This is a genomic window from Tardiphaga sp. 42S5, from assembly GCF_034044155.1.
Classification (GTDB): Bacteria; Pseudomonadota; Alphaproteobacteria; order Rhizobiales; family Xanthobacteraceae; genus Tardiphaga; species Tardiphaga robiniae.
The window spans coordinates 2,937,373-2,960,570 of the sequence record NZ_CP139027.1 but is presented as its reverse complement, the minus strand read 5'-3'; the positions used below and the strand labels follow the sequence as shown (position 1 = coordinate 2,960,570).

Sequence of the window (23,198 nt, the reverse complement as noted above, 5' to 3'; positions counted from 1 at the left end):
CTATCTTTCGTCATACCAAGCCACCGCGAAGCAAACTTCACTTGGACGTGCCGGGCATCGACGTCTTGTTTGAACAGATGACTCCTTCAAACAGACGTGGATGGCCGGGACAAGCCCGACCATGACGAAAAAGATGGAAATTTGGCTTGCGGATCAGGCGAATCCGCCTCCAGCGCCTACTCCGCCGGTGCTGGAACCGGCGCCGGTGCGCGATCCGCACGATTGGCATAGACCGCCACGGCAACCCCGGCCAACGGCGCCAGCGCCGCGACCCATGGCACCGCGTTCAGACCGCCATGCGCGATCACCGCGCCGCCAAGCCAGGCGCCGATGGCGTTGCCGAGGTTGAACGCGGCAATGTTGAAGCTCGATGCGAGACTCTGGCCGGCGCCTTCGGCCTTGCGCAGCACGGCCATCTGCAGCGGCGCCGCGGTCGCAAAGGCCGTGGCACCGAGCAGCGCAATGGCGATGACGACAGCAACCTGGCTGTGCGCGGCGAAGGTGGTCAGCGTAAGTACCACGGCCAAGGCCAGCAGGCTGCCGAACACGCTGCCCGCCGGCCAGCGATCGGCAAGACGTCCACCGGCGAGATTGCCGACGATGGCGCCGGCGCCGAACACCAGCAGGATCGGCGATACGGCAGCATCCGAAAAGCCGGAAATCTTGGTCAGGATTGGCGCGACATAGGTGAACAGCGCGAAGATGCCGATCCAGCCCAGAATTGTTGTGAGCAGGCCGAGCAGCACCTTGGGCCGCGCCAGCACTGCGAGATCGTCGGACAGCTTGCTGTGTTCTTCTGGCGCCTTCACGTCAGGCACCAGCAGCGCCACTGCGACCATCGCAACCATTCCCACCAGCGTCACCGCGTAAAAGGTCGCGCGCCAGCCATAGCCCTGCCCGAGCCAGGTCCCGAACGGCACCCCGAGAATGGTCGCCACCGTCAGGCCGGCGAACATGATGGAGATCGCCGACGCCTTCTTGTTCTCGGGCACGAGGCTCGTCGCCACCACGGAGCCGACGCCGAAGAACGTGCCATGGGCGAAGGCCGTCAACACGCGCGCGGCCATCAGGCTCCAGTAATCCGGCGCCAGGGCGCAAGCGAGATTGCCCAGCGTGAAGATGCCCATCAGCACCAGCAGCACGGTTTTGCGCGGCCAGCGGCTGGTGGCGATGGTCATGATCGGGGCGCCGAGCACGACACCCAGCGCATAGCCTGAAATCAGCAGGCCCGCTGCCGGGATCGACACGCCGAGGTCGCCGCCAACCTCGATCAGGAGACCCATGATGACGAATTCAGTGACGCCAATTCCGAAGGCGCCGGCGGTAAGCGCGTAAAGTGCGAGAGGCATGATCGTGTCCCGTGACTGGCCGGGCCGAATGCCCGATAACGGGAGATGTGGACCTCCTGATATTGATGAGATAGACGTGGCATAGGCACAATATTTGTGAATTGAATTCACTCAATAGATTGAAGCCAGATGTCACGACTCGACGTCAACCGCTCCGGCGAGATGGAAGTGTTCACCCGGGTGGTCGAGCTCGGCGGTTTTTCGACGGCGGCGCGGGCCTTCCGGATGACCCCCTCTGCCGTCAGCAAACTGGTGGCGCGGCTGGAAGCGCGGCTTGGCGTGCGGCTGATCAACCGCTCGACGCGCAAGCTTCAGCTCACCCCGGAAGGCAGCGCCTTCTATGAGCGCGCGCTGCGCATTCTCGACGAGATCAGCGCCGCCGAACGCGAGGCTGCCATCGGCGCGACGCCGAGCGGCCTGCTGCGCGTCAATACCAGCGTGCCCTTCGGCCTGCGTCTCCTGCTGCCGCTGCTGCCCGGTTTTGCGAAGCGCTATCCGGACATCAAGGTCGAGGTCGTTCTGACGGATCTCGTGGTGGATCTTCTGGAAGAGCGCGCCGATGTCGCCATTCGCGTCGGCATGATGCGCGAGTCACGACTGCTGGCACGCAAACTCGGCGAGAGCCGGATGGTCGTGGTCGCCGCGCCCGGCTATCTCGCTGAACGCGGCACGCCGAAGACGCCGGACGATCTCGCTGACCATAATCTGCTGCGCTTCGGCTTCGCCAAGTGGGAAAACGGCTGGCCGTTCAAGATCGGCGGCGAGACAATCGCCGTGATGCCGTCAGGCAATGCCCTCGTCAGCGACGGCGAAGCGATGCAGCACCTCGCCGTGGCCGGCATGGGCGTCGCGCGGCTGGCCCGTTTTCATGTCGAGGCTGATATCAAAGCCGGCCGGCTGGTGCCGGTGCTCGAAGCGTTCAATCCCGGCGACATCGAACCGATCCACGCCGTGTTCGTCGGCCATGGCGGACAGTTGCCGGCGCGGGTGCGGGCGTTTCTGGATTATCTGGTGGAGAGTGTGAGGGTGTGACTCGTCATTCCGGGGCACGTCGGACCGCACAGCGGGCCGGCGTGAACCCGGAATCCGGAAATGTTTATCACCTCTGAATCCCGGACCGCGGAGAGGTGGACTCATCTCGGGATTCCGGGTTCGCACTGCAGCGGCTTCGCCGCTTTCGTGCGCCCCGGAATGACGGAGTAAACGGCTAAATCTTCGCCACCTTCATCACCAGATCCGCCAGCCGCTCTGCCGCGTCGAGCTTGCCGACCTTGCGCGCGCCTGAGGCCATCGTGGTCAACCGCGCCGGCTCGCCGGCCAGCGCCGAGATTTCAGCCGCCAGACGATCCGGCGTGAAATCACTCTGTGCAATGCGGAGTGCGCCGCCGGCATCCGCAAGCACGCCGGCATTGGCGAACTGATCCTGATCGAGCGCACCGGGCAGCGGCACCAGAATGGACGGACGGCCGATGGCGCCAAGTTCGGCGACGGTGCCCGCACCGGAGCGCGAGATCACAAGTTGGCTCGATGCGAGACGCGCGGGGAGATCGCTGAAGAACGGCGCGAGTTCGGCCTTGATCTTGAGCTTGTCGTAAACGGCACGCACGCGGCTCATGTCTTCGTCGCGCACCTGTTGTGTGAGGATGAGTCGATTCCACAGCGCGGGCTCGAGACGTTCGATCGCCGGCGGCACGATATCAGCCATGATGCGCGCGCCCTGGCTGCCGCCGACAACGAGCAAGCGGAATGGCCCGGTGAGATCTGGCGCGGCATAGGGGACGGCAGCAGCGGCGAGGATCGCCGGGCGCATCGGCGTGCCCGTGGTGGTGGTCTTCTTCGACAATTCGGAATCGCGGTCGAGCACACCGGGCAACGACGTCGCGATCGCGCTGACCTTGCCGGACAGCATGCGGTTGGCGCGGCCCATCACGGCGTTGGAATCGTGAATGAGGGTGGGAATGCCGAACAGACGCGCGGCAAACAGTGGCGGCACAGTCGGATAGCCACCGAAGCCGATCACCGCCGCTGGCTTCAGGCTGCGCATCAGGTTCAGCGCCATCGCGGTGCCAGCAGCGAGCATGATCGCGGTGCGGGCTAGCGAGATGGGATTGCGAGAGCGCACCGTCTCGCTCGGCACCACATCGATCATCTCGCGCGAAAACAGCCCGCTATATTTCAGCGCACGCGCATCTGTCACGAGCCGGACGCGCAGCCCGCGCTTCATCAGCGCAACGCCGAGGGCTTCCGCCGGAAACAGATGTCCGCCGGTGCCGCCCGCCGCCAGCAGGATGAGGGGCGCGGTACTCATCACGCGTAAGTGCGCGCGACGTGGGCGTCGATCGCCTCGACTTCGGTGCGCGGGCGCATCCGCGTCAAAGCGAGCAGCATGCCGACACTATAGGCCAGCGAGATCATCGACGAGCCACCATAGGAGATGAAGGGCAACGTCATGCCCTTGGCGGGGATCAGATGCAGATTGACCGCCATGTTGATCGCCGCCTGCACGCCGAACAGGATCGCGAGACCCGAGGCAGCGAAGCGCGAGAACAGATCTTCGGTGGCGTAGGCGCGCGACATCGCGCGGATCACGATGAAGGCGAACAGGCTGAGCACCGCGAGACACAACAGGATGCCGAACTCCTCGGCGCCGACGGCGAAGACGAAATCGGTGTGGCTGTCCGGCAGGCTGCGCTTGGCAATGCCCTCGCCCGGCCCGAGGCCAAACCAGCCGCCATTCGAAAACGCTTCCATCGCGGTATCGACCTGGAACGTGTCGCCCGAGGCGGGATCCATGAAGCGTTTGATACGGCCGGCGACGTGCGGCACCAGGAAATAAGCCATCAATAGCCCGCCTGCCGCGGTGGCGCCGAGGCCGAATACCCAGACCATGCGCATGCCGGCGATGAAGAACAGCGAACCCCAGGCCATCAGGATCAGCATGGTCTGGCCGAAGTCAGGCTGCATCACCAGCAGCGACACCAGCATCATCAGCAGGACGATGGCCATGGAGGTCGCCGGCATTTCCGGCTTGCGCGCGGATTCCGAGAACAGCCATGCGGCGATGACCACGAATGCCGGCTTGGCGGATTCCGATGCCTGGATATTGATGCCAAGGATGGTGATCCAGCGCTTGGCGCCTTTCACTTCCGGCCCGATCAGCAAGGTCGCCAGGATCAGGACGATGGAGATCGCAAACACCACCAGCGCCGAACGCCGGATCTGCCGCGGCGTCATGAAGGACACGCCGATCAGCACGATAATCGACGGCACCAGGAACAGGATATGCCGGTTGAAGAAGTGGAACGGATCGAGCCCGATGCGGGTCGCCACCGGCGGCGAGGCCGCCAGCGACAGGATCACCCCGGCCAGCATCAGCGCGATGATCGCCGCCAGCAGCAGGCGGTCCACGGTCCACCACCATTCGCTGAGCGGTGTGCGTTGTTCGCGAGAGATCATAAGCGCGTCCTGCGGGTCGATGAACTCCTATCGATGGGCCATCGTGGTTGCCAGACGGTTAATGGATTGTGAAAATTTGGCCCCATTCAGGGCGGCCAGCGGCGGGTTATAACTGCAGGGTGCGTGAAATCGGAATAGTCGATGACGAGATTCGCGCGGTTTTGCGGGTCGTTCTCTTGCAGATACAGGCGCTGGCCTTCGATATAACGCCGGTTGGACGCGGCATCCACATCAGCCGATCCGTATCCGGGGCCGCGACCGGCGCCGCGCGGGATGGTGATGGCGAATGGCGCATCCAGAAAAATCGACAGGTTCCAGACATCCCTGAGTTCCGGTCGATGCAGGAAGATGCCGTCGAGGACGAGGACAGCATCGGGATCGGCAATCGACCAGCAAGCGGCGACCGGGGCGTTCACGGTGTGATCGAAGATGGCAGGGCAATAGACGCGTGAGCCGCCGGGTCCGAGAGGATCGAGCAGTACTTTCCGCAACTCAACATAATTGTAGGAGTCCGCGTAAAAGCCATGTGGAGAGGTTTTCCCCTGCCGGTATCGGATCTCGCGCGTGTTGTGAAAGCTGTCCACGGAGGCGCGGATAACGGGCCGTCCGAGCGTGCCGATTACACGCGCGAGCGTGTCCGCGAACACCGTCTTTCCTACACCGTCCACGCCATCGATGCCGACGCGGAGGATCGAGCCCGTCGCATGATGCCGAATAAATTCGGCGATCTCTGCGATCAGCGGCGACGTGTCGTTGCGATCATCCGATGGCTCAATCATCAACGCCCCCTGCACGGTGCGATCAAATGACCTCGATTGTTGGCTCCTAACAGCCGCGGGATATTCCCTCGGCTGAGCCAGAACACGTCGGCTGATACTGGATCGTGAAGATCGCGCCTTAAACCGCCCTCACCCCATCCAGCGCCAGCACCAGTTCCCTGAACCGGTCGCCGCGGATCTCGAAATTGCGGAACTGGTCGAACGAGGCGCAGGCGGGCGACAGCAGCACGACCGGCTCTGTCAGCCCGGCTTCGGCGGCATCGCGTGCGGCATTGGCCACGGCGACGTCGAGACTGACGCTGATCTCGTACGGCACCTTGCCGTCCAGCGTCTGCGCGAAATCGTTGGCGGCTTCGCCGATCAGATAAGCGCCCCGGATGCGCGGGAAGAATTCGGTCAGCGAGGTGATGCCGCCCTCTTTCTGCTTGCCGCCGGCGATCCAGAAGATGTCGTTGAAGGACGACAGCGCCTTCGCCGCAGCGTCCGCATTGGTGCCCTTGGAGTCATTGACGAACAGCGTGCTACCCTGACGGCCGACCTGCTCCATGCGATGCGCAAGACCGGGAAAGCTGCGCAGACCCTTCTGCAGCACGGCTGAACTGACGCCCAGTGCCAGCGCTGCCGCCGAGGCACATGCTGCATTCTGCGCGTTGTGCAGGCCGCGCAGCGAGCCGATACCCGCGATATCGACGACATCGCTCTGCGCGCCGCCGGCATTGCGCACGATGGTGCTGCCACGGATGGTGAGGCCATCGGCCAGTGGATGTTCGACGGAGACGCGAACCACGCGCTTGCCGGATTGTTCGATGCGATCGGCGGCCTTGCTGCACCAATCGTCGTCGACGCCGATGATGGCGGTGCCGGCCGCCTGCACACCGGCAACGAGACGCTCCTTCACCGCAGCGTAATGCGCCAGCGTGCCGTGACGATCGATATGATCGGGCGTGACATTGAGCAGGATGCCGACCGACGGATCGAGCGAGGGCGTGAGATCGATCTGGTAGGACGACATCTCGATCACATGGACGCGGCCAGCGCGCGGTGGCTCGAGCGACAGGATCGCGGTACCGATATTGCCGCCCATCTGCGTATCGAAACCCGCCTCGCGCATCAGATGCGCGACGAGCGCCGTCGTCGTCGATTTGCCATTGGTGCCGGTAATGGCAACGAAGGGCGCATCGGGTGCATACAGCTTGCGCTCGCGGCAGAACAGTTCGATGTCGCCGATGACCTCGACGCCTGCTGCTTTCGCAGCGACGACTGTCCAATGCGGCGCCGGATGCGTCAGCGGCACACCGGGCGTCAGGATCAGAGCCGCAAAACTGCCCCATGCCACCGTGCGCAGATCGGCGGTGATGAAACCGGCCTGCGTCGCCTGAACCATCCTGTCGATGCTGTCGTCGCAGGCGATGACTTCGGCGCCGCCTGCCTGCAGCGCGTGGCAGGACGCGAGGCCGGAGCCGCCGAGCCCGAACACGGCGACGGTCTTGCCGGCGAAGGATGTGACCGGGATCAAAGCAACGCTCCGTTTGCTTTCTTGTCCCCTCTCCCCTTGCGGGAGAGGGTGGCGCGTAGCGCCGGGAGAGGGGTGGCAACAAGCGACGTCCGGCGTGCGTGGCACCCCTCTCCCCGGCCCTCCCCCGCAAGGGGGGAGGGAGCACTACGCGCGGCGCTCCATCTCATTTCAATCACCGCAGCTTCAGCGTGGAGAGGCCGACCAGCGCCAGCATCACCGAGATGATCCAGAAGCGGATGACGATCTGCGGCTCGGTCCAGCCCTTCTGCTCGAAATGGTGATGGATCGGCGCCATACGAAAGACGCGCTTGCCGGTAAGCTTGAACGACGTGACCTGCACGATCACCGACACGGCCTCCAGCACGAACAGGCCGCCGATCACCGCGAGCACGATCTCGTGCTTCACGGCCACCGCGATCGAGCCGAGCATGCCGCCCAATGCCAGCGAGCCGGTATCGCCCATGAAGATCGAGGCCGGCGGCGCATTGAACCAGAGGAAGCCAAGCCCTGCGCCGAGCACCGCGCCGCAGAGCACAGCGAGCTCGCCGGTCCCCGCAACATAGTTGATCTGCAGGTAATCAGAGAACACCGCATTGCCGGCGAGATAGGCGATCATGCCGAACGAGGCAGACGCGATCATGACAGGTACGATAGCGAGGCCATCGAGGCCGTCAGTGAGGTTCACGGCATTGCCGGCACCCACGACGATGAAGGCGCCGAACAGCACGAAGAACCAGCCGAAATTCACGATCACGTCCTTGAGGAACGGGATCACCAGCGAGGAGGACAGCGGATCGCGGCCGAGCTTGACGAAGGCGAAACAGGCGGCACCCGCGATGATGAATTCGATCAGCAACCGCGTGCGACCGGCAAAGCCCTTGTGGCTCTGCTTGGTCACTTTAAGATAGTCGTCGTAGAAACCGACGAAGCCGAAGCCGAGGGTAACCGCCAGCACGATCCAAACATAGGGATTGCGCGGATTGGCCCAGAGCAACGTGGAGACTACGAGGCCGGACAGGATCATCAGCCCGCCCATGGTCGGCGTTCCCACCTTGACCAGATGCGACTGCGGGCCGTCAGTGCGGATCGGCTGACCCTTGCCCTGGCGCAGACGCAGATTGTCGATGATCCAGGGTCCGAACAGGAACACGAACAGTGCGCCGGTGACCACCGCGCCGCCGGTGCGGAAGGTGATGTAGCGGAACACGTTGAACACCGGCACGGTGCCCGCAAAATCGATCAGCCAGTAGAACATTCAGTCCGCCCTATACCGCGGCGTCGTCGAGCGCGGCGTTGCCGGGAAAGCGCTTTTCGAGCGCAGAGACAATCGGTTTCATCTTCGAGCCGAGCGAGCCCTTGACCATGATGGCGTCACCGGCGCGGATCGCGGCCAGCACCTGCGATTCGAGCGCCGCCGCATCTCCGGCATAGCCGCCCCGCTTGCCCGTGGAAAGGGCGTCCCAAAGATTGCGCATCAGGGGACCACAGCAAAATACCAGATCGATGCCATTGGACTGCACCGCATCCAGCAACCCGGCATGAAGTTTCGCGCCATCGGCGCCGAGTTCGAGCATGTCGCCCAGCACCACAATGCGGCGGCCCTTTGGCCCGATGGCTGCTGCGCCAAGCACATTGATCGCCGCCGCCATCGAAGCCGGATTGGCGTTGTAGCTCTCATCGATCAGCGTCGCCTCGCCGCCTGACACTTCGAGCACATGGCGAGCGCCGCGGCCCACAGCGGGCACGACCTGCGACAGCGTCAGCGCAGCATGAACGAGATCGGCGCCCATCAATTCGGCTGCCGCCAGCACCGCCAGCGAATTCATCGCCATATGGCGGCCGGGCATGCCGAGCTTATAGGTGACGTCATGGCCGAGGATATTGGCGTGCACCGCCGAGCAGGTTGGGTGCAATGAGACGTCGAGCAACCGCGCCTCAGCCTTCTGGTCGGCGCCGAACGAGACAATGCGCGAGACGCCGGCCTTCTTGGCGCTCTTCTGCAACCGCGCGAATTGGGAATTGTCACGATTGAGAATCGCAACGCCATCGGGCTCGAGTCCCGAAAAAATCTCAGCCTTGGCGTCGGCAATGGCTTCGACACCGGCGAAGAATTCCAGATGCACTGGCTCGACGGTGGTGATGACGGCGTAATGCGGACGCACCATCTTCACCAGCGTCTCGATTTCACCGGCATGATTCATGCCGATCTCGAAGATCGCAAAGCGCACGTCCGCCGGGCAGCGCGCCAGCGTCAGCGGCACGCCCCAGTGATTGTTGAACGACGCGACCGAAGCATGCGTCTTGCCCTGCGCTTCCAGCACGCGGCGCAGCGCTTCCTTGGTCGACGTCTTGCCGACCGAGCCGGTGATCGCAATGATCGGCGCTTTCAGACGTGCACGCGAGGCGATGCCGAGCTCAACGAGCGCTGCGAGCACATCGTCGACCACCAGCAGGCGCGCATTCGCGGGAAACTTGTCGCGCTGCGCGGCTTCGACGACGGCCAATCCCGCGCCGGCTTTCAGCGCGGCCTCGACAAAGGCGTGGCCGTCATGCACGTCACCCTTGATCGCGAAATAGGCCTCGCCGGGCTTGATGGTGCGGGTATCGATGGAGATCCCGGTGATGCCTTCCGGCAGCGTGCCTTGTGTTGTGGCGTGCATCGCGTCGGCCATCGCGGCTGATGTCCAAAGAAACTCGCTCATGCAGTCCTCTTGGCAAGCGCCGCTGCGGCGGCCTCGTGATCGCTGAACGGCAATGTGCGGTCACCGACGATCTGTCCGGTTTCATGGCCCTTGCCGGCGATCAGCAGGGCATCGCCGGGCTGCAGACCTTCGACAGCCACGCGGATGGCCTCGGCGCGGTCGCCGATCTCGGTGGCGCCCTTCGCAGCAGCCAAGATCGCCGCGCGGATGCTTGCGGGATTCTCGCTGCGCGGATTGTCGTCGGTGACGATCACGCTGTCGGCATTCTCGGCAGCAATCTCGCCCATCAGCGGCCGCTTGCCGGCATCGCGATCACCGCCGGCGCCGAACACCACGACGAGCTTGCGCTTTGCGTAAGGGCGCAGGGCCTGCAGTGCCTTCGCCAGTGCATCCGGCTTGTGTGCGTAATCGACGAACACCGGCGCGCCATTATGAGTGCCAACCTGCTCGAGCCGCCCCTTGGCGCCTTCGAGATGTTCCAGCGCGGCGAAGGTCGCATCGACATCGCCGCCGGTGCCGATCACAAGACCGGCCGCAACAAGCGCGTTCTCGATCTGGAATTCGCCAACCAGTGGCAGCCTGATCGCGTAGGTCTTGCCGCGATGCTCAAGTGTGAGTTTCTGCGCGAAGCCTTCGACCGCGGCATCGACAAGGCGAATACCCTCGCCTGCGCCATCGCCCTTGCGACCGACTTTCATCAGGCGCAAGTGGCGCGACTGCGCCGCATGGATGACTTGCGGCGAATGCTCGTGATCGGCGGCGATCACGGCGACGCCACAGTCCACGACCAGATTGAGGAACAGCCGCAGCTTGGCACTGAGATAATGCGCGACGTCCGGATGGTAGTCCATGTGATCGCGCGACAGATTGGTGAAGCCGGCGGCAGAGACCCGCACGCCGTCAAGTCTGAACTGATCGAGGCCATGCGACGACGCTTCGAGCGCAAGATGAGTGACGCCCTCGCCGGTGATCTCGTCGATCTGTCGGTGCAGCGAGATCGGATCCGGCGTGGTCAGCGAGCCATAGACGGTGCGCTTCGGCGACACGAGACCGATGGTGCCGATGCTTGCGGAGGCATATCCGAGACGGCCCCAGATTTCGCGCGCAAAGGATGCAACCGACGTCTTGCCCGATGTCCCCGTGACGGCGGCAATGACTGCAGGTTGGCGCGGATAGAATTTCGACGCCGCGAGAGCCAGCGCAAGGCGCGGATTGGGCGTGCGTACGAAGGGTACGGACAGATCGTCGGGCTTGTGGTCACCGGCGACAGCGACGGCACCCGACGCCAGTGCCTGTGCGATGAAACGCGAACCGTCAGTCTTCGCACCGGCGAGTGCAAAGAACAGATCGCCCGGTTTCACTGCGCGGCTGTCCACAGCCAGTCCAGTGACGGTGCCGTCCCTTGCGGACTGCTCCATCACGGCATCAGGGTTGAACAAATCGCGTAGTTTCATGCTGCTCCGGGCAGGCCAGATCGAGGGACACATCGGGTTCCGCAACGCCACGCAAACCGCATTTTGCACCGGCTGTAAAGCGCAGATGCGGCGTTACTGAGTCACCTTGGATGTCGCAAGAATAAGGCGGTCGGACGGCGCCAGATCGAAGCGCGGCTCAAGCCCCAAAAGCGGCGCGATACGGGCGATCACGTTGCCGCCCGTCGGCACCGCATTCCAGCCCGAGGTGATGAAACCATGGGTTTCCGGCAGCGCCTTCGGCTCGTCCAGCATCACCAGAACCTGGAATTGCGGATTGTCCATCGGCAGCACGGCGGTAAAGGAATTCAGCACCTGCTTCTTCGAATAGCGGCCGTTGACGACCTTCTCGGCCGTGCCGGTCTTGCCGCCGAGATAGTAACCCTTGGCCCTGGCTTCCGCTTGCCGCGCCGAACCGACCTCGGCATTCAGGCGCATCATGTAACGCACCTTGTCGCTGGTCTCTTTCTTGATGACGCGCTTGCCGATCTCCCGCGCTTCCTCTTCGGTGCGCTTCAGGAAGGTCGGCGGGATCAGCAGCCCGCCATTGATCATCGCATTGACGCCCATCACCGCCTGCAGCGGCGCCACGGCCATGCCATGACCGAATGCGATGGTGATGGTGTTCAGTTCACCCCAGCGTTTCGGCACGATCGGCATCGCGCTTTCCGGCAGTTCAGTGCGCAGGCGATCAAGCTGGCCGACTTTCTTCAAGAAGGCTTTGTGCGCTTCGACGCCCTGCCCGAGCGCGATCTTCGCAGCACCGACGTTTGACGAAAAAGTGAAGACTTCGGTGAGCGAGATCGGACGCGGCACCGGATGGGTGTCGTGGATCTTGAACTTGCCGTAGCTGAGCGGATAACGCGCGTCATACATCGTATTGAGATTGGCCTTGCCGCTGTCCAGCGCCATCGCCAGCGTCAGCGTCTTGAAGGTCGAGCCCATTTCATAGACGCCGGTGGTCAGGCGGTTGATGCGGTCGGGATCGTGCGCTTCCTTCGGATTGTTCGGATCGAAGTCGGGCAGCGAGACCATGGCGACGATCTCGCCGGTCTTCACGTTCGACACCAGACCCGACGCCGCCTTGGCGCTGTACTTCGCCTTGGCCTTGAGCAGCTCATCACGCAGCGCGTGTTCGACGCGCAGATCGACGGCGAGTTCGACCGGCTTTTGCAGACGATCCGAAGCAAAGCCCGCGCGATGCAGGTCCGCGAGGCCATTGCTGTCGAGCCATTTTTCGATGCCGGCAATGCCCTGATTGTCGATATTGGTCAGGCCGATCAGATGCGAGACCGCGGCTCCGCTCGGATAGACGCGCTTGTTCTCGCGCAGGAAGCCGATGCCGGGAATGCCCAGGCGATGAATGTCGCGCTGCTGCTGCGGCGTGATCTCGCGCTTCAGCCAGGCAAAACCCTTCTTGCTCATGATCCGCTCGCGCACTTCGGCGCCGTCGAGATCGGGCAATGCGCCAGTGAGCAATTCGACCGCTTCGTCCTTGTCGATGATGCGGCGAGGCTCCGAGAACAGCGATGGTGACTTCACGTCGGTCGCCAGGATCGCGCCGTTGCGGTCGACGATATCGGGACGTGCGGTCGCGATGGCGTCACGTGTGGAGCGGCGCTCCGCATGGGTGTCGCCGTTGACGGCAAACATGATCAGACGCACGGCAATGATGCCGTACACACCGCCGAACGCGATCATCGCAAGACCGACGCGCGCGCGTGCCTTCGCCGCACGATCGACGTTGCGCCCGTAGAGCAGACTGCGGATCAGACGCTGGCGCCAGGGCTCCGGCGGCCGGGCGATCAGTTTGTTCGGGTCGAGTTGCGGACCTGTCACTGCGGATCCTCCGGCGCCGGCAGCGAACCGGTCACGATATCCGGATCGATGGTATGGATCATCGCGCCGATCGGATCGGGCTCACCGGGCTTGGCAAAGTTCGGCGGCCGATCCGGCAGATTCTTCATCGTGTCGAATTGCTGCGCCGTCACCGGCTGCAGCTTGAGATGACGTTCGGCCAGACCCTGCAGCCGCATCGGCGCATCCAGCTTGGCCCATTCGGCACGCAACGACGCGATCGCATCGCGCTGTTCGCGAATATCGGCATGCAGGCGCAGCACCTTCTCGGTGCGCACCGTGGATTCCATCTTGATGCGATAGACATAAGCGGCGGCGAAGACGAGAACGGCAATGACGAGAAGGTGGATGATCCGCATGGTCAGCCTCCCCTCATCACAGAGGCAAGCGTCGGCCAGCCCGGCAACGGGCCGGCATCCTGTGCCGGCGCATCGGTGCGCTCGGCGCCGCGCAGCTTCGCAGAGCGCGCGCGCGGATTGGCCTTGAGTTCGTCTTCGCCAGCGGTAATCGGGCGCTTGTTGACGAGCGAGAAGCGCGGACGGGATTGCGCGACCTCGGGCAGATGCCGCGAACCGCCGCCGGTCTTGCTGCGCTCGGTCATGAAATTCTTGACGATGCGGTCTTCCAGCGAATGGAACGAGACCACCGACAGCCGGCCGCCCGGCTTCAGCACGCGCTCGGCGGCGGCGAGCGCGGTGTGGAGTTCGTCGAGCTCTGCATTAACGAAGATGCGCAGCGCCTGGAACGTGCGCGTCGCCGGATGGATTTCGCCGGGCTTGGCCCACACGACCTTCTGCACGATATCGACGAGCTGTTTCGTCGTTTCGACCGGCGCTTCCTTGCGCGCCGCGACGATCGCGCGCGCAACAGAGCGGGAGTGCCGTTCCTCGCCGAAGATATAGATGATATTGGCGAGATCGGCCTCGGAGGCCTTCGCCACCACATCGGCCGCGGTCGGCCCGTGCTGGCTCATGCGCATATCGAGCGGGCCGTCGAAACGGAACGAGAAGCCGCGTTCGGCCTGATCGATCTGCATCGACGACACGCCGACATCCATCACGACGCCATCGACGAGCGGCTCGCCCTGGGCGGCACACACATCGGCGAGATTGGAGAAGCGATCCTCGACCAAGGTGAGACGACCGTCAGACGCGTCGACCAGATCGAAACCACCGGCGATGGCCGTCCGGTCGCGATCAATGGCGATGACGCGGGTTCCCTCGGTCGCGAGAATGGCGCGGGAATAACCGCCTGCGCCGAATGTGGCATCGACATAAATACCACCGGCGCGCGGGCTCAGCATGTCGACGGCTTCCACACCGAGAACGGAGATATGTCTTGTATCGGGCGCGCTCATGCGCGCGCCGGCCGGAGGCGTGCAGACAACGCGTTCCGGTCCTTCGCATCGAGGCGCAAAATCAAACTGGACACGAACAGGCCCATGTCGCCTCAATTGTCGGCGCGCCGCCTGGCTTTTCCTCCTGAAAAGCCAGGTCGCCGCGCGATTGCGGGTTCCATTCGACGCGCCACCCGCGTTTGGCGCGGGAAAGGCCGGACGTCCGCATGGATTTGTCGGGATTGCCATGGGATTTGAACGTCAAAATGGAACTTTGGCCGCCCTTTTCAGGTTGGCTCTTCACCACTCAGTAACGGCACTTAGCGTTAAGAAAGCGTTGATGGGTTGGAGAGCAGTTGATCAATTGCAAGTGCCGGTTTCATCGTAGTGCTGATGCTTTAAGCCCACAGTGGATAAAAATGGGGCAAAACTGTCATGCAGTCGTTGCATAGCAAGGTGCCGGTCGAGGATAGTACGCGCCTGCGGCGCAACCGTTATGTGTCGCTGTTCTCGTGACTGATTTGAGTTTTCTGATGGCTTCACCTACGTCCGCACCCGCTGGATCCGACTCCAAGCGTCAACGCGCCATCCCGATCCCCAAGGGCGCCGCGGACATGCCGACCTTTACCCCGGATTCATCCGTCGTTTCCGACGTGATCCCGTCGCCGAATTTCGGTGAGCGTAACAAGAGCCTCGTGCCCGACATGATCGTGCTGCACTATACCGGCATGCCCGATCCGGAAGGCGCGATCGCGCGCCTGTGCAGCGCGGGCACCGATGTCTCTGCGCATTACATCGTGCTCGAGGACGGCCGCATCGTGCAGACGGTGCCGGAAGCCAAGCGGGCCTGGCACGCCGGCGTCGGTTTCTGGGCCGGCGAAGAGGACATCAATTCCTGCTCGATCGGCATCGAGATCATCAATCGCGGTCATGACTGGGGCTATCCGGATTTTCCGAGCCGGCAGATCGCCGCCGTCACCGCGCTATGCCGCGGCATCATGCTGCGTCATGACCTGCAGCCGCATCGCGTGCTCGGTCATTCCGACGTCTCGCCCTCGCGCAAGAAGGATCCCGGCGAAAAATTCCCGTGGCACTCGCTGGCCAATTCGGGCGTCGGACACTGGGTGATGCCGGCGCCGATCGTGCGCGGCGAAGCCATGAAACTCGGCACTGCAGGCGACGACGTACTGGCGCTGCAGCATGCCCTGGCGCGCTATGGCTACGGCATCGAGACCGATGGCCAGTACAATGCCCCGACCATGGAAGTGGTCACCGCCTTCCAGCGCCATTTCCGTCCCGAGCGCGTCGACGGTCTCGTGGATCACTCGACGCTGACCACGCTGCAGGCCCTGCTCGCCAGCCTGCCCAGCGAAGCGACAGCCTAGATCTCCGGATCGGTCATCTCGTCCAGCTCAGCCAATCGCCGCGCGTAAAGCCGGCGCAATGGCTCAAGTTGTGTGGCCGCACTGGCCCGATGATACGCATCGCGAGCGGCATCGCGCCGGCCAAGACGGCGCAACAGGTCGGCGCGCACGGCCGGCAGCAGATCGTAGCCGTCGAGTCCGCCCCTCGCCTGCAATGCGTCGACCAGATTCAAGGCACGCAGCGGACCATCGACCATCGCCACCGCGGCGGCATGGTTGAGCTCGATCACCGGCGATGGCCTGATCCGCAGCAGGACTTCGTAGAGTCCGGCGATCTGCGGCCAGTCGGTGGCTTGATAGCTTGGTGCCTGCACATGCAGCGCCGCGATCGCGGCCTGCACCACATAGTCATCGGGTCGGCCCGCAGCGTGCAACGCGTCCTCGACCAGCCGCAATCCCTCGGCAATCTGTTGGTGATCCCACAGCGACCGATCCTGCGCTTCCAGCAGCACGATATCGCCATCCGCCGTAGCACGACCGGAGCGGCGCGCGTCGTGCAGCAGCATCAGCGCCAGCAGGCCTTTGATCTCGCGTCGCTGCGGCATTAGCGCATCAAGCAAACGAGCCAGCCGGATTGCTTCCCGCGCCAGGTCCGGCCGCATCAGATCGTCACCTGACGTGGCAACGTAGCCTTCGGTGAAAACCAGATAGATCACGGCCAACACGCCGCGCAGGCGCTGTTCGAGCGCATCCAGCACAGGCACTTCATAGGGAATTCCGGCGATGCGGATCTTCTGTTTGGCACGCACCAAACGCTGCGCCATGGCGTCTTCGCCGATCAGAAACGCCCGTGCCACCTGAGCGGTGCTCAATCCACAGACGGTCCGCAGCGTCAGCATCACCTGCACCTCCACGGCGAAAGCCGGATGGCAGCAGATGAAAATCAGCCGCAACATGTCGTCGTCGAGAACGGCGTCATCACAGCAATCGTTATTTGCGCACGCATTCAGCAACAGCTCGTGCGTCACCTGTTCCTGCTTGCCGCGAAACGAGACCTGACGCCTGACACGGTCGATCGCCTTGTTGCGGCCGACATTAACAAGCCACGCACGCGGGTTTGCCGGCGGCTCAGCGGTTGGCCATTTTTCAAGCGCAACCGCGAAGGCATCCTGCAACGCATCTTCAGCCAAATCGAAATCGCCGACGAGGCGGATCAGCGTCGCCAGCGCGCGACCCGCCTCGTTGCGAAAGATCCTGTCGATTTCGGCCAGCGTCATGGTGTCAGTTATAGACCCAGATCGGCCGCACCTCGATCGAACCGACCCGCGCACTGGGAATCCGCGCCGCAATCGCCAGTGCGGCATCGAGATCCTTGGCGTCGACCAGATAGTAACCAGCGAGCTGTTCGCGCGTCTCGGCGAACGGACCATCGGTGGTGAGCATCTTGCCGTCGCGCACCTGCACCGTCGTCGCTGTGGTCGTCGGTTGCAGCCGGTCACCGGCCTTGAAATTGCCGCTCTGGACGATGGACTGGGTGAACGCGCCATATTCCTCAAGCATCTTCTTGCCTGTGGCGGCGTCCATTTTCGCGTATTCGGCTTCGTTCTGGTAGATCATCAGCAGATACTGCATTGCGTTCTCTCCTCTTGAGCGGCGCATTCGCCGTGACATGGGCATGATCGGGTCCGAAAACTGGTTGCCACTTTCCGGGATCATGCGGTCAGTCGAACGAACCGGCAGCAGAACGACATCTTCAGGATAATTTATTTTGGCAAAGACTGCGCGCGTTCCTGGCTTGACGCCACGGCCCTGAGCCTCCATGCCTGTGCCGTCAGTCGGCTGGACGGCCGCTCCCGCTATGGTCGAAAGGCTGTGGGAGAGGAAAGTCCGGGCTCCATCGACATACGGTGCCGGATAACGTCCGGCGGGGGTGACCCCAGGGAAAGTGCCACAGAGAACGAACCGCCTCGCCTCCCTCCGCAAGGAGATGGCGCGGTAAGGGTGAAAAGGTGCGGTAAGAGCGCACCGCGTATCCGGCAACGGAAACGGCATGGCAAACCACACCGGGAGCAAAACCGAATAGGGACGGCAAAGCAGTCAGTTCGCTCACCTTGAGCGATAACACTGCGGGGCAATGTCTTGCTCGCTGTCCGGGTAGGTTGCTTGAGGCCATAGGCAACTATGGTCCCAGAGGAATGGCCGTCACGTATCGCCGGTGCAAATCGGCGATGCCCTACAGAACCCGGCTTACAGGCCGGCTGATAACTTTCTGAACAACGAAGGGCCCGGCGCAACACGCCGGGCCCTTCGCCAGTTTTGGTGCCGATGACCGCACCGAAATCTGCTTCAGTCCCGTCCTGCCTGAATGATCGCCTCTGCGAGGCGTGCAGGATTGCTGAAGAACATTTCATGGCTGCCCGGACATTCGACCAGCCGAAACAGACCAAGACGTTCGGATAGTCGGGGATGCCATGGCAGGCTGTGTGGCAACGCAATGTCCTGCTGACAATTCACGTAGGATTTCCCGACCGCAAGTTCGGCGAGAGGCTTGCTCAGCGAAATCTTGTCGGTGAATGTCTTGTAGGGATGCGGATTGAGTTGCTCATAGGCTGACTTCGCCAGTCCGAAATCGGCATCGTTGATGAAGGCGTCGCGCCAGATTTCGAACGGCAGCATCACCGCGTTGTTGTTGGCGGCAGCGATGGAATCGAACAGGCCAAGGTAATGCGGCGGCACCATGTCGTTGAGCGACTGTCCGTCCAGCGGAACGAAGGCGTTGACATAGACCAGCCGCTTGATGCGTTCTGCCATACGGTCCGCGACGCCCGAAATCACCATGCCGCCATAGCTGTGTCCGACAAGGCGTATGTCCCGCAGATTTTCTTTCTCGATATAATCAGCGATCGAAGCGATAGCCTGCACAAGCCCAACTGTGCTGCGGTCGTCATTCGCGTTGTTGCCAGCGACCGTCGGGCAATGAACGACGACATGCCCGCTCGCCCGCAGATGACCGGCGACCGCGTCCATCTCCTTCCCCGTGTGCCAGGCGCCGTGAACCAGGACGTATAGATCTGCCATGCAATCCTCCCGATGTTCCCCGGACATTCATAAACACCGACATGCCGGCCAGATGGCCGGATTGCGCCAGCCCAATCGATGATTTGCGTCACAGGCTATCGTCGGCGCCTGAACTCGCCAGGTGTCACACCCAAATATTTGCGGCACTGGCGGATAAAGTGTGATGGATCCGTCAGGCCGACCTTCTGGCCGATGCCACCGATGCTCACACGGTCGAAGCGCGGCTCGGCCAGCATCTTGCGGGCCATTGACATGCGGCAGTCGGCAAGCAGCCCGCTAAAGGTCACGGACGCGCTGGCGAGACCGCGATGCAGCGTGCGCTCCGAGATTTGCAGTTGCGTGGCAATCGACGCTGCAGTGAGGCCGGGCTCGGCATAGCGTTCGCGCAGAGCGCGACGAATCCGATCAATCAGCGCGGCCGTGCCGGACGTCTCCGCCGGTGACTGCGTCACATCGCCTTCCAGTGTCAGGGCCAGCAGGGCTCCCAATTGATCGACGAGGAGCGACGCCGGCAACGGACTGCGAACGGCCAGTTCCGGTGACCATTGCCGGACGAAGCCGCTCAGTGCCAGTCCCCAGCCAGACTGTCCATCAATCACCCGGCCAAGATGCTGCTCGGGCGCGGTAAGCCAGCGCTCGACCCATCCCATCGGCAGCTCCAGCGAAATCGTGTCCGACGTCACCGGAAAATGAAATTCATAGGGGCGCCGCGAATCCACCAGGAGAAGATCATGGGGGCGCAACATCGCCGTTCTCTCGGATTGCGTGGCCGACCAGTTCCGGTCGGTCTTGCAAAGCAGATAGTAAAAATTGGACTGGCCGCGCGCGATGGCGCGTCTGGTGCGATAGACATGCTGGGGATCGCCTCGAACTTGATTGACCCCAATCACATCGAGCTGCCCGCGTTGTAGTTCGGACGCAAAGCTCGCGGGCGCGAGGCTGGCGATATCCATCTCCAGAAAGCCTTCGCAGACAGCGGAAATCCAGTAATCCAGCCGTCGTTCCGGCTCGACGAGAGCAGTCGACCATGTCTGAATGTCCGGCGAGCAATCCATCGTCGAGCCCCAATACGGTCTATACTGGTCGCAGGATCGACAGAGTGTTGCGCAAAGCAGGAACTGTCAACGACATCCGATTTTGCGACGACGGGCGTCACCGTGCGGGTGTCGCCACGATCGGCTCGCCCACGGGGGACGAACGCATTCACGACATGCGCCAAAATGCGAACGAGGGCCAACGGCGGCCCCCGTTCCTTCCTGATATCATTCCGCGGCGGCGGTGCGATCGAGATCCAGCACCTGCCGTTCGAACAGGCCGCGATAGATGCCGTTCGGCCGGGCCGTGAGCGTCGCATGGGTGCCCTCTTCCGCGATGTGCCCGTGATCGAACACCAGAATGCGATCGAGGCTGCGCACCGTCGACAGGCGATGCGCGATGACGATCGAGGTGCGGCCTTTCATCAGCCGCTCCATTGCCTCCTGGATCAACGCCTCCGACTCTGAATCGAGGCTCGATGTCGCTTCATCCAGAATCAACACCGGTGCGTCCGCCAGGAATGCACGCGCCAGCGCGACACGCTGCCGCTCGCCGCCCGACAGTTTGACACCGCGCTCACCGACCAGCGTGCCGTAGCCTTTCGGCAGCCGGGTGATGAAGTCATGCGCATTCGCCAGCCGCGCCGCCTGCTCGATCGCCGCCATGCTGGCGCCGGGCCGGCCATAGGCGATGTTGTCGGCCAGCGAACGGTGAAACAGGATCGGATCCTGCTGCACAATCGCAATCCGGCTGCGCAGCGACTCCTGCGTGACCTCGGCGATGTTCTGGCCGTCGATCATGATGCGACCGCTCGAGACATCGTAGAGCCGCTGGATCAGCTTCACGAAGGTCGTCTTGCCGGAGCCCGAACGCCCGACCAGACCGACGCGCTCGCCGGCGCGGATGTCCACCGACAGGCCGTCATAGAGCGGCGTGGCATGACCGCCATAGTGGAACGTCACATCATCGAACAGGATGCGCCCGCCCGTGATGGCAATCGGCTGGGCATCGGGAGCATCGGCGATGCCAAGCGCGACATCATGGATCGCGACAAGCTCCTCCATGTCGTTCACCGAACGCTGCAGGTTGTTGATGTGCATGCCGACATCGCGCAGATAGCCGTGGATCACGACATAGCTCGTCAGCACATAGGTGACATCGCCTGCCGTCGCCTGACCTTGCAGCCACAGCCACAAGGCGCCGCCGATCACCGCCGTGCGCACGCAGAGCAGCACCGCGAGCTGCACTGTGCTCGTCGTGTTGTAGCGATACCATGTGCGCGCCACGCGCACGCGCCAGCGGCCGACGACCTGCCCCAGCCGATCGTCCTCACGGCTTTCCGCGCCGAAGGATTTCACCACGGCGTTACAGGTCAGGGCATCCGCCAGCGTACCGCCAACCTTGGTATCCCATGCATTCGACACGCGCGCGGCCGGCGCGATGTAACGCGTGGAGAACCACACGGTCATGGCGATATAGGCCACCGTGCCGACAGCGATCACGCCGCCCAGCGCCGGCCAGTGCCAGCCGAGCAGCAGCATCGAGCCAAGCAACACCACCAGCGACGGCAGCAGCGCCATCAACAGCGTGTCGTTGAGCAGATCGACCGCCCACATGCCGCGCGTGACCTTGCGCACCGTGGAGCCCGCAAAGCTGTTGGCGTGCCAGTCGGTCGAGAAACGCTGCACGCGCGCGAAAGCCTCGCGCGACAGATCCGACATGATGCGCAGCGTAAACGGAACGATGGCGTGGATGCCGAGCAGCCGCAGCAACATCGACATCGCGCCAAGCGCCACGATGGCGCCGAAGGCGACATACGCCGCGTGCCGCGCCGCCGGATCGGCGCCACCTTTGGTGACGGCATCGACCAGCTGGCCGGAGAATAGCGGCATGAACAGATCGGCCACCGTTGCGCCGAGCAGACCGACAGCAACCGTCGCCGCCCGTCCGGGCTGCCGGAACCAATGCCGGATCACGAAAGGGATCACCACGCGGATAGCGGCGGCGCGGTCCTTCGATTTCAGAGTCATGACTTCATCCGGCAGCGCCCCTGCGCAGACCGGCTCCATGGTTTGACGCGCAACGGCCAGACCGAACACGAGCGTCCTAAAAGTACAGAAACGGGAAAGATCAGGATGATCGGGACATCAGGCCCGACCGGCAGAGGCGGAACCGGGGCTCAACGAGCCCGCATAAACCCGCATGCGTGCACCGAACCGAGAATTCCGGAGAGCAGATCAATCGACTTCATGCAGACTCTCCCTCGGGTTCGAGCAATGGAAGGTAGTTTTATAGATGTGCTGCCGACTTTTGGCAACATGATGGCCAGGACCAATCGCTGATTGGCGATAGAACCGCTCCAGCCGCTCTAGCTTTTTGTTTTGACGCGTTTTCTTGACGCGAACCGGCATCCACTTCGCTCGAAAACGCTCTAGGGCCGATCGACATTCATTGGTTCCAGATCATTGCTGCGGCGAGGTGGATGAAGCCAGCAAAGTGCGAGGTTCGTCTGTCATAGCGTGTGGCGAAGCGCCGGAAGTGTTTGAGTCGGCAGAAGCAGCGCTCGATCCGATTGCGCTGCTTGTAGACGTTGATGTCGTGCGGAATGATGACCTTGCGGGTTCGGTTGGACGGGATGACCGCTGTTGCCCCCATATCGGCGATGATCGCGCGTAGCGCGTTGCTGTCATAGGCCTTGTCGGCAAGCACGGCTTCGCCGGCCTGGCCCTGGAGCAAGGCAGGCGCCTGGGTGACGTCGCCAGCCTGTCCGGCTGTGATGATGAAGCGGAGCGGGCGACCAAGTGTATCGGCCAGCATATGGATCTTCGTGGTCAGTCCACCTCGGGAACGCCCCAGCGCCTGATCTTTAGCCCACCTTTTCCGCCCGCAGCCTGCTGGTGAGCGCGAACGATGGTGCTGTCGATCATCAGATACTGATTATCCCGGTCTGCCGTCAGGGCTGTGAACACGCGTTCCCAGACCCCGGCATGGCACCAGCGGCTGAACCGCCGATGTACCGTCTTCCACTTGCCGTACCGTTCCGGCAGGTCGCACCAATGCGCACCCGAGCGCAGAACCCACAAACAGCCGTTCACGAATAGGCGGTTATCAGCCGCTGTGCGTCCTGCGTCGCCAGCCTTGCCCGGCAGCAGCGGAGAAATCTTCACCCACTGCGCCTCATTCAATTCGTAGCGCTTCGCCCCCATCACTTGCTCCGTGCAAATCATGGAGCCCTATGAATCAGCGATTGAACC

At 63.0% G+C, this 23,198-nt stretch carries 18 protein-coding genes, 1 other RNA gene and 1 pseudogene; 3 read left to right on the top strand and 17 right to left on the bottom strand.

Annotation, left to right across the window (positions count from 1 at the left end):
• Positions 1-176: 176 nt before the first annotated feature.
• On the bottom strand, positions 177-1,349 hold the full coding sequence (locus SFY93_RS13830; RefSeq protein ID WP_320447516.1) for an MFS transporter: 1,173 nt from the start codon (positions 1,347-1,349) through the stop codon (positions 177-179).
• A gap of 129 nt (positions 1,350-1,478) precedes the next feature.
• Here SFY93_RS13830 and SFY93_RS13825 point away from each other — a divergent pair, with 129 nt between their 5' ends.
• Positions 1,479-2,381 (top strand): LysR family transcriptional regulator, encoded by a 903-nt coding sequence (locus SFY93_RS13825; protein ID WP_320447515.1) that lies wholly within the window; start codon positions 1,479-1,481, stop codon positions 2,379-2,381.
• A gap of 175 nt (positions 2,382-2,556) precedes the next feature.
• Here SFY93_RS13825 and murG read toward each other — a convergent pair whose 3' ends face one another.
• The 10 genes from murG to rsmH all read right to left on the bottom strand — a co-directional run bounded on the left by murG (position 2,557) and on the right by rsmH (position 14,488).
• Positions 2,557-3,660, bottom strand: a complete 1,104-nt coding sequence (gene murG, locus SFY93_RS13820; protein WP_320447514.1) for an undecaprenyldiphospho-muramoylpentapeptide beta-N-acetylglucosaminyltransferase — start codon at positions 3,658-3,660, stop codon at positions 2,557-2,559.
• The gene (gene ftsW, locus SFY93_RS13815; RefSeq protein ID WP_089267347.1) at positions 3,657-4,805 is read right to left on the bottom strand and encodes a putative lipid II flippase FtsW; all 1,149 of its coding nucleotides are present in this window, start codon (positions 4,803-4,805) and stop codon (positions 3,657-3,659) included. Before ftsW ends, murG begins: the two co-directional genes overlap by 4 nt.
• Positions 4,806-4,891: 86 nt before the next feature.
• Positions 4,892-5,584: a nucleoside/nucleotide kinase family protein gene (locus tag SFY93_RS13810; RefSeq protein WP_320447513.1), complete on the bottom strand. Its 693-nt coding sequence runs from the start codon at positions 5,582-5,584 to the stop codon at positions 4,892-4,894.
• 118 nt (positions 5,585-5,702) lie between these two features.
• Positions 5,703-7,100: a UDP-N-acetylmuramoyl-L-alanine--D-glutamate ligase gene (murD, locus tag SFY93_RS13805; protein WP_320447512.1), complete on the bottom strand. Its 1,398-nt coding sequence runs from the start codon at positions 7,098-7,100 to the stop codon at positions 5,703-5,705.
• A gap of 172 nt (positions 7,101-7,272) precedes the next feature.
• The gene (gene mraY, locus SFY93_RS13800) at positions 7,273-8,355 is read right to left on the bottom strand and encodes a phospho-N-acetylmuramoyl-pentapeptide-transferase (RefSeq protein ID WP_068732324.1); all 1,083 of its coding nucleotides are present in this window, start codon (positions 8,353-8,355) and stop codon (positions 7,273-7,275) included.
• A gap of 10 nt (positions 8,356-8,365) precedes the next feature.
• On the bottom strand, positions 8,366-9,802 hold the full coding sequence (locus tag SFY93_RS13795; protein ID WP_320447511.1) for a UDP-N-acetylmuramoylalanyl-D-glutamyl-2,6-diaminopimelate--D-alanyl-D-alanine ligase: 1,437 nt from the start codon (positions 9,800-9,802) through the stop codon (positions 8,366-8,368).
• The gene (locus tag SFY93_RS13790) at positions 9,799-11,256 is read right to left on the bottom strand and encodes a UDP-N-acetylmuramoyl-L-alanyl-D-glutamate--2,6-diaminopimelate ligase (protein WP_320447510.1); all 1,458 of its coding nucleotides are present in this window, start codon (positions 11,254-11,256) and stop codon (positions 9,799-9,801) included. Before SFY93_RS13790 ends, SFY93_RS13795 begins: the two co-directional genes overlap by 4 nt.
• Positions 11,257-11,349: 93 nt before the next feature.
• Complete coding sequence (locus tag SFY93_RS13785; protein WP_320447509.1) at positions 11,350-13,113, bottom strand: peptidoglycan D,D-transpeptidase FtsI family protein; 1,764 nt, start codon at positions 13,111-13,113, stop codon at positions 11,350-11,352.
• On the bottom strand, positions 13,110-13,490 hold the full coding sequence (gene ftsL, locus SFY93_RS13780) for a cell division protein FtsL (protein ID WP_089267351.1): 381 nt from the start codon (positions 13,488-13,490) through the stop codon (positions 13,110-13,112). The genes SFY93_RS13785 and ftsL overlap by 4 nt, the downstream gene beginning before the upstream one ends.
• Positions 13,491-13,492: 2 nt before the next feature.
• A complete protein-coding gene (rsmH, locus tag SFY93_RS13775; RefSeq protein ID WP_320447508.1) occupies positions 13,493-14,488 on the bottom strand; it encodes a 16S rRNA (cytosine(1402)-N(4))-methyltransferase RsmH in 996 nt (331 codons plus the stop codon).
• Positions 14,489-15,000: 512 nt separating this feature from the next.
• Here rsmH and SFY93_RS13770 point away from each other — a divergent pair.
• A complete protein-coding gene (locus tag SFY93_RS13770; protein WP_320447507.1) occupies positions 15,001-15,852 on the top strand; it encodes an N-acetylmuramoyl-L-alanine amidase in 852 nt (283 codons plus the stop codon).
• Here the strand turns inward: SFY93_RS13770 and SFY93_RS13765 are convergent.
• Both SFY93_RS13765 and SFY93_RS13760 read right to left on the bottom strand, forming a co-directional pair.
• Positions 15,849-17,108 (bottom strand): RNA polymerase sigma factor, encoded by a 1,260-nt coding sequence (locus SFY93_RS13765; RefSeq protein ID WP_320447506.1) that lies wholly within the window; start codon positions 17,106-17,108, stop codon positions 15,849-15,851. The two genes, SFY93_RS13770 and SFY93_RS13765, sit on opposite strands and share 4 nt — an antisense overlap.
• A 4-nt stretch (positions 17,109-17,112) precedes the next feature.
• Entirely contained in the window at positions 17,113-17,463 is a 351-nt protein-coding gene (locus tag SFY93_RS13760) for a YciI family protein (RefSeq protein WP_068732310.1), read from the bottom strand.
• 199 nt (positions 17,464-17,662) lie between these two features.
• Here SFY93_RS13760 and rnpB point away from each other — a divergent pair.
• Positions 17,663-18,097: RNase P RNA component class A (rnpB, locus tag SFY93_RS13755), an RNA gene on the top strand.
• Positions 18,098-18,177: 80 nt separating this feature from the next.
• Here rnpB and SFY93_RS13750 read toward each other — a convergent pair.
• From SFY93_RS13750 to SFY93_RS13735, 4 genes and pseudogenes are all read right to left on the bottom strand, one after another.
• Positions 18,178-18,909: an alpha/beta hydrolase gene (locus tag SFY93_RS13750; RefSeq protein WP_320447505.1), complete on the bottom strand. Its 732-nt coding sequence runs from the start codon at positions 18,907-18,909 to the stop codon at positions 18,178-18,180.
• 95 nt (positions 18,910-19,004) lie between these two features.
• The gene (locus SFY93_RS13745) at positions 19,005-19,964 is read right to left on the bottom strand and encodes an AraC-like ligand-binding domain-containing protein (RefSeq protein ID WP_320447504.1); all 960 of its coding nucleotides are present in this window, start codon (positions 19,962-19,964) and stop codon (positions 19,005-19,007) included.
• 207 nt (positions 19,965-20,171) lie between these two features.
• Positions 20,172-21,974 carry an ABC transporter ATP-binding protein gene (locus SFY93_RS13740; protein WP_320447503.1) on the bottom strand — a complete coding sequence of 601 codons (1,803 nt, stop codon included), beginning with the start codon at positions 21,972-21,974 and terminating at the stop codon, positions 20,172-20,174.
• A gap of 418 nt (positions 21,975-22,392) precedes the next feature.
• A pseudogene (locus tag SFY93_RS13735) lies at positions 22,393-23,150 on the bottom strand (IS5 family transposase).
• Positions 23,151-23,198 lie beyond the last annotated feature (48 nt).

Bases quoted from the DNA above. Each gene is read 5' to 3' on its own strand.
- ftsW (WP_089267347.1), bottom strand. From the start codon at position 4,805: ATGATCTCTCGCGAACAACGCACACCGCTCAGCGAATGGTGGTGGACC.
- rsmH (WP_320447508.1), bottom strand. From the start codon at position 14,488: ATGAGCGCGCCCGATACAAGACATATCTCCGTTCTCGGTGTGGAAGCC.
- SFY93_RS13750 (WP_320447505.1), bottom strand. From the start codon at position 18,909: ATGGCAGATCTATACGTCCTGGTTCACGGCGCCTGGCACACGGGGAAG.
- SFY93_RS13795 (WP_320447511.1), bottom strand. From the start codon at position 9,802: ATGAGCGAGTTTCTTTGGACATCAGCCGCGATGGCCGACGCGATGCAC.
- SFY93_RS13825 (WP_320447515.1), top strand. From the start codon at position 1,479: ATGTCACGACTCGACGTCAACCGCTCCGGCGAGATGGAAGTGTTCACC.
- SFY93_RS13740 (WP_320447503.1), bottom strand. From the start codon at position 21,974: ATGACTCTGAAATCGAAGGACCGCGCCGCCGCTATCCGCGTGGTGATC.
- SFY93_RS13770 (WP_320447507.1), top strand. From the start codon at position 15,001: ATGGCTTCACCTACGTCCGCACCCGCTGGATCCGACTCCAAGCGTCAA.
- mraY (WP_068732324.1), bottom strand. From the start codon at position 8,355: ATGTTCTACTGGCTGATCGATTTTGCGGGCACCGTGCCGGTGTTCAAC.
- SFY93_RS13810 (WP_320447513.1), bottom strand. From the start codon at position 5,584: ATGATTGAGCCATCGGATGATCGCAACGACACGTCGCCGCTGATCGCA.
- SFY93_RS13765 (WP_320447506.1), bottom strand. From the start codon at position 17,108: ATGACGCTGGCCGAAATCGACAGGATCTTTCGCAACGAGGCGGGTCGC.
- SFY93_RS13745 (WP_320447504.1), bottom strand. From the start codon at position 19,964: ATGGATTGCTCGCCGGACATTCAGACATGGTCGACTGCTCTCGTCGAG.
- SFY93_RS13760 (WP_068732310.1), bottom strand. From the start codon at position 17,463: ATGCAGTATCTGCTGATGATCTACCAGAACGAAGCCGAATACGCGAAA.
- SFY93_RS13830 (WP_320447516.1), bottom strand. From the start codon at position 1,349: ATGCCTCTCGCACTTTACGCGCTTACCGCCGGCGCCTTCGGAATTGGC.
- SFY93_RS13790 (WP_320447510.1), bottom strand. From the start codon at position 11,256: ATGAAACTACGCGATTTGTTCAACCCTGATGCCGTGATGGAGCAGTCC.
- ftsL (WP_089267351.1), bottom strand. From the start codon at position 13,490: ATGCGGATCATCCACCTTCTCGTCATTGCCGTTCTCGTCTTCGCCGCC.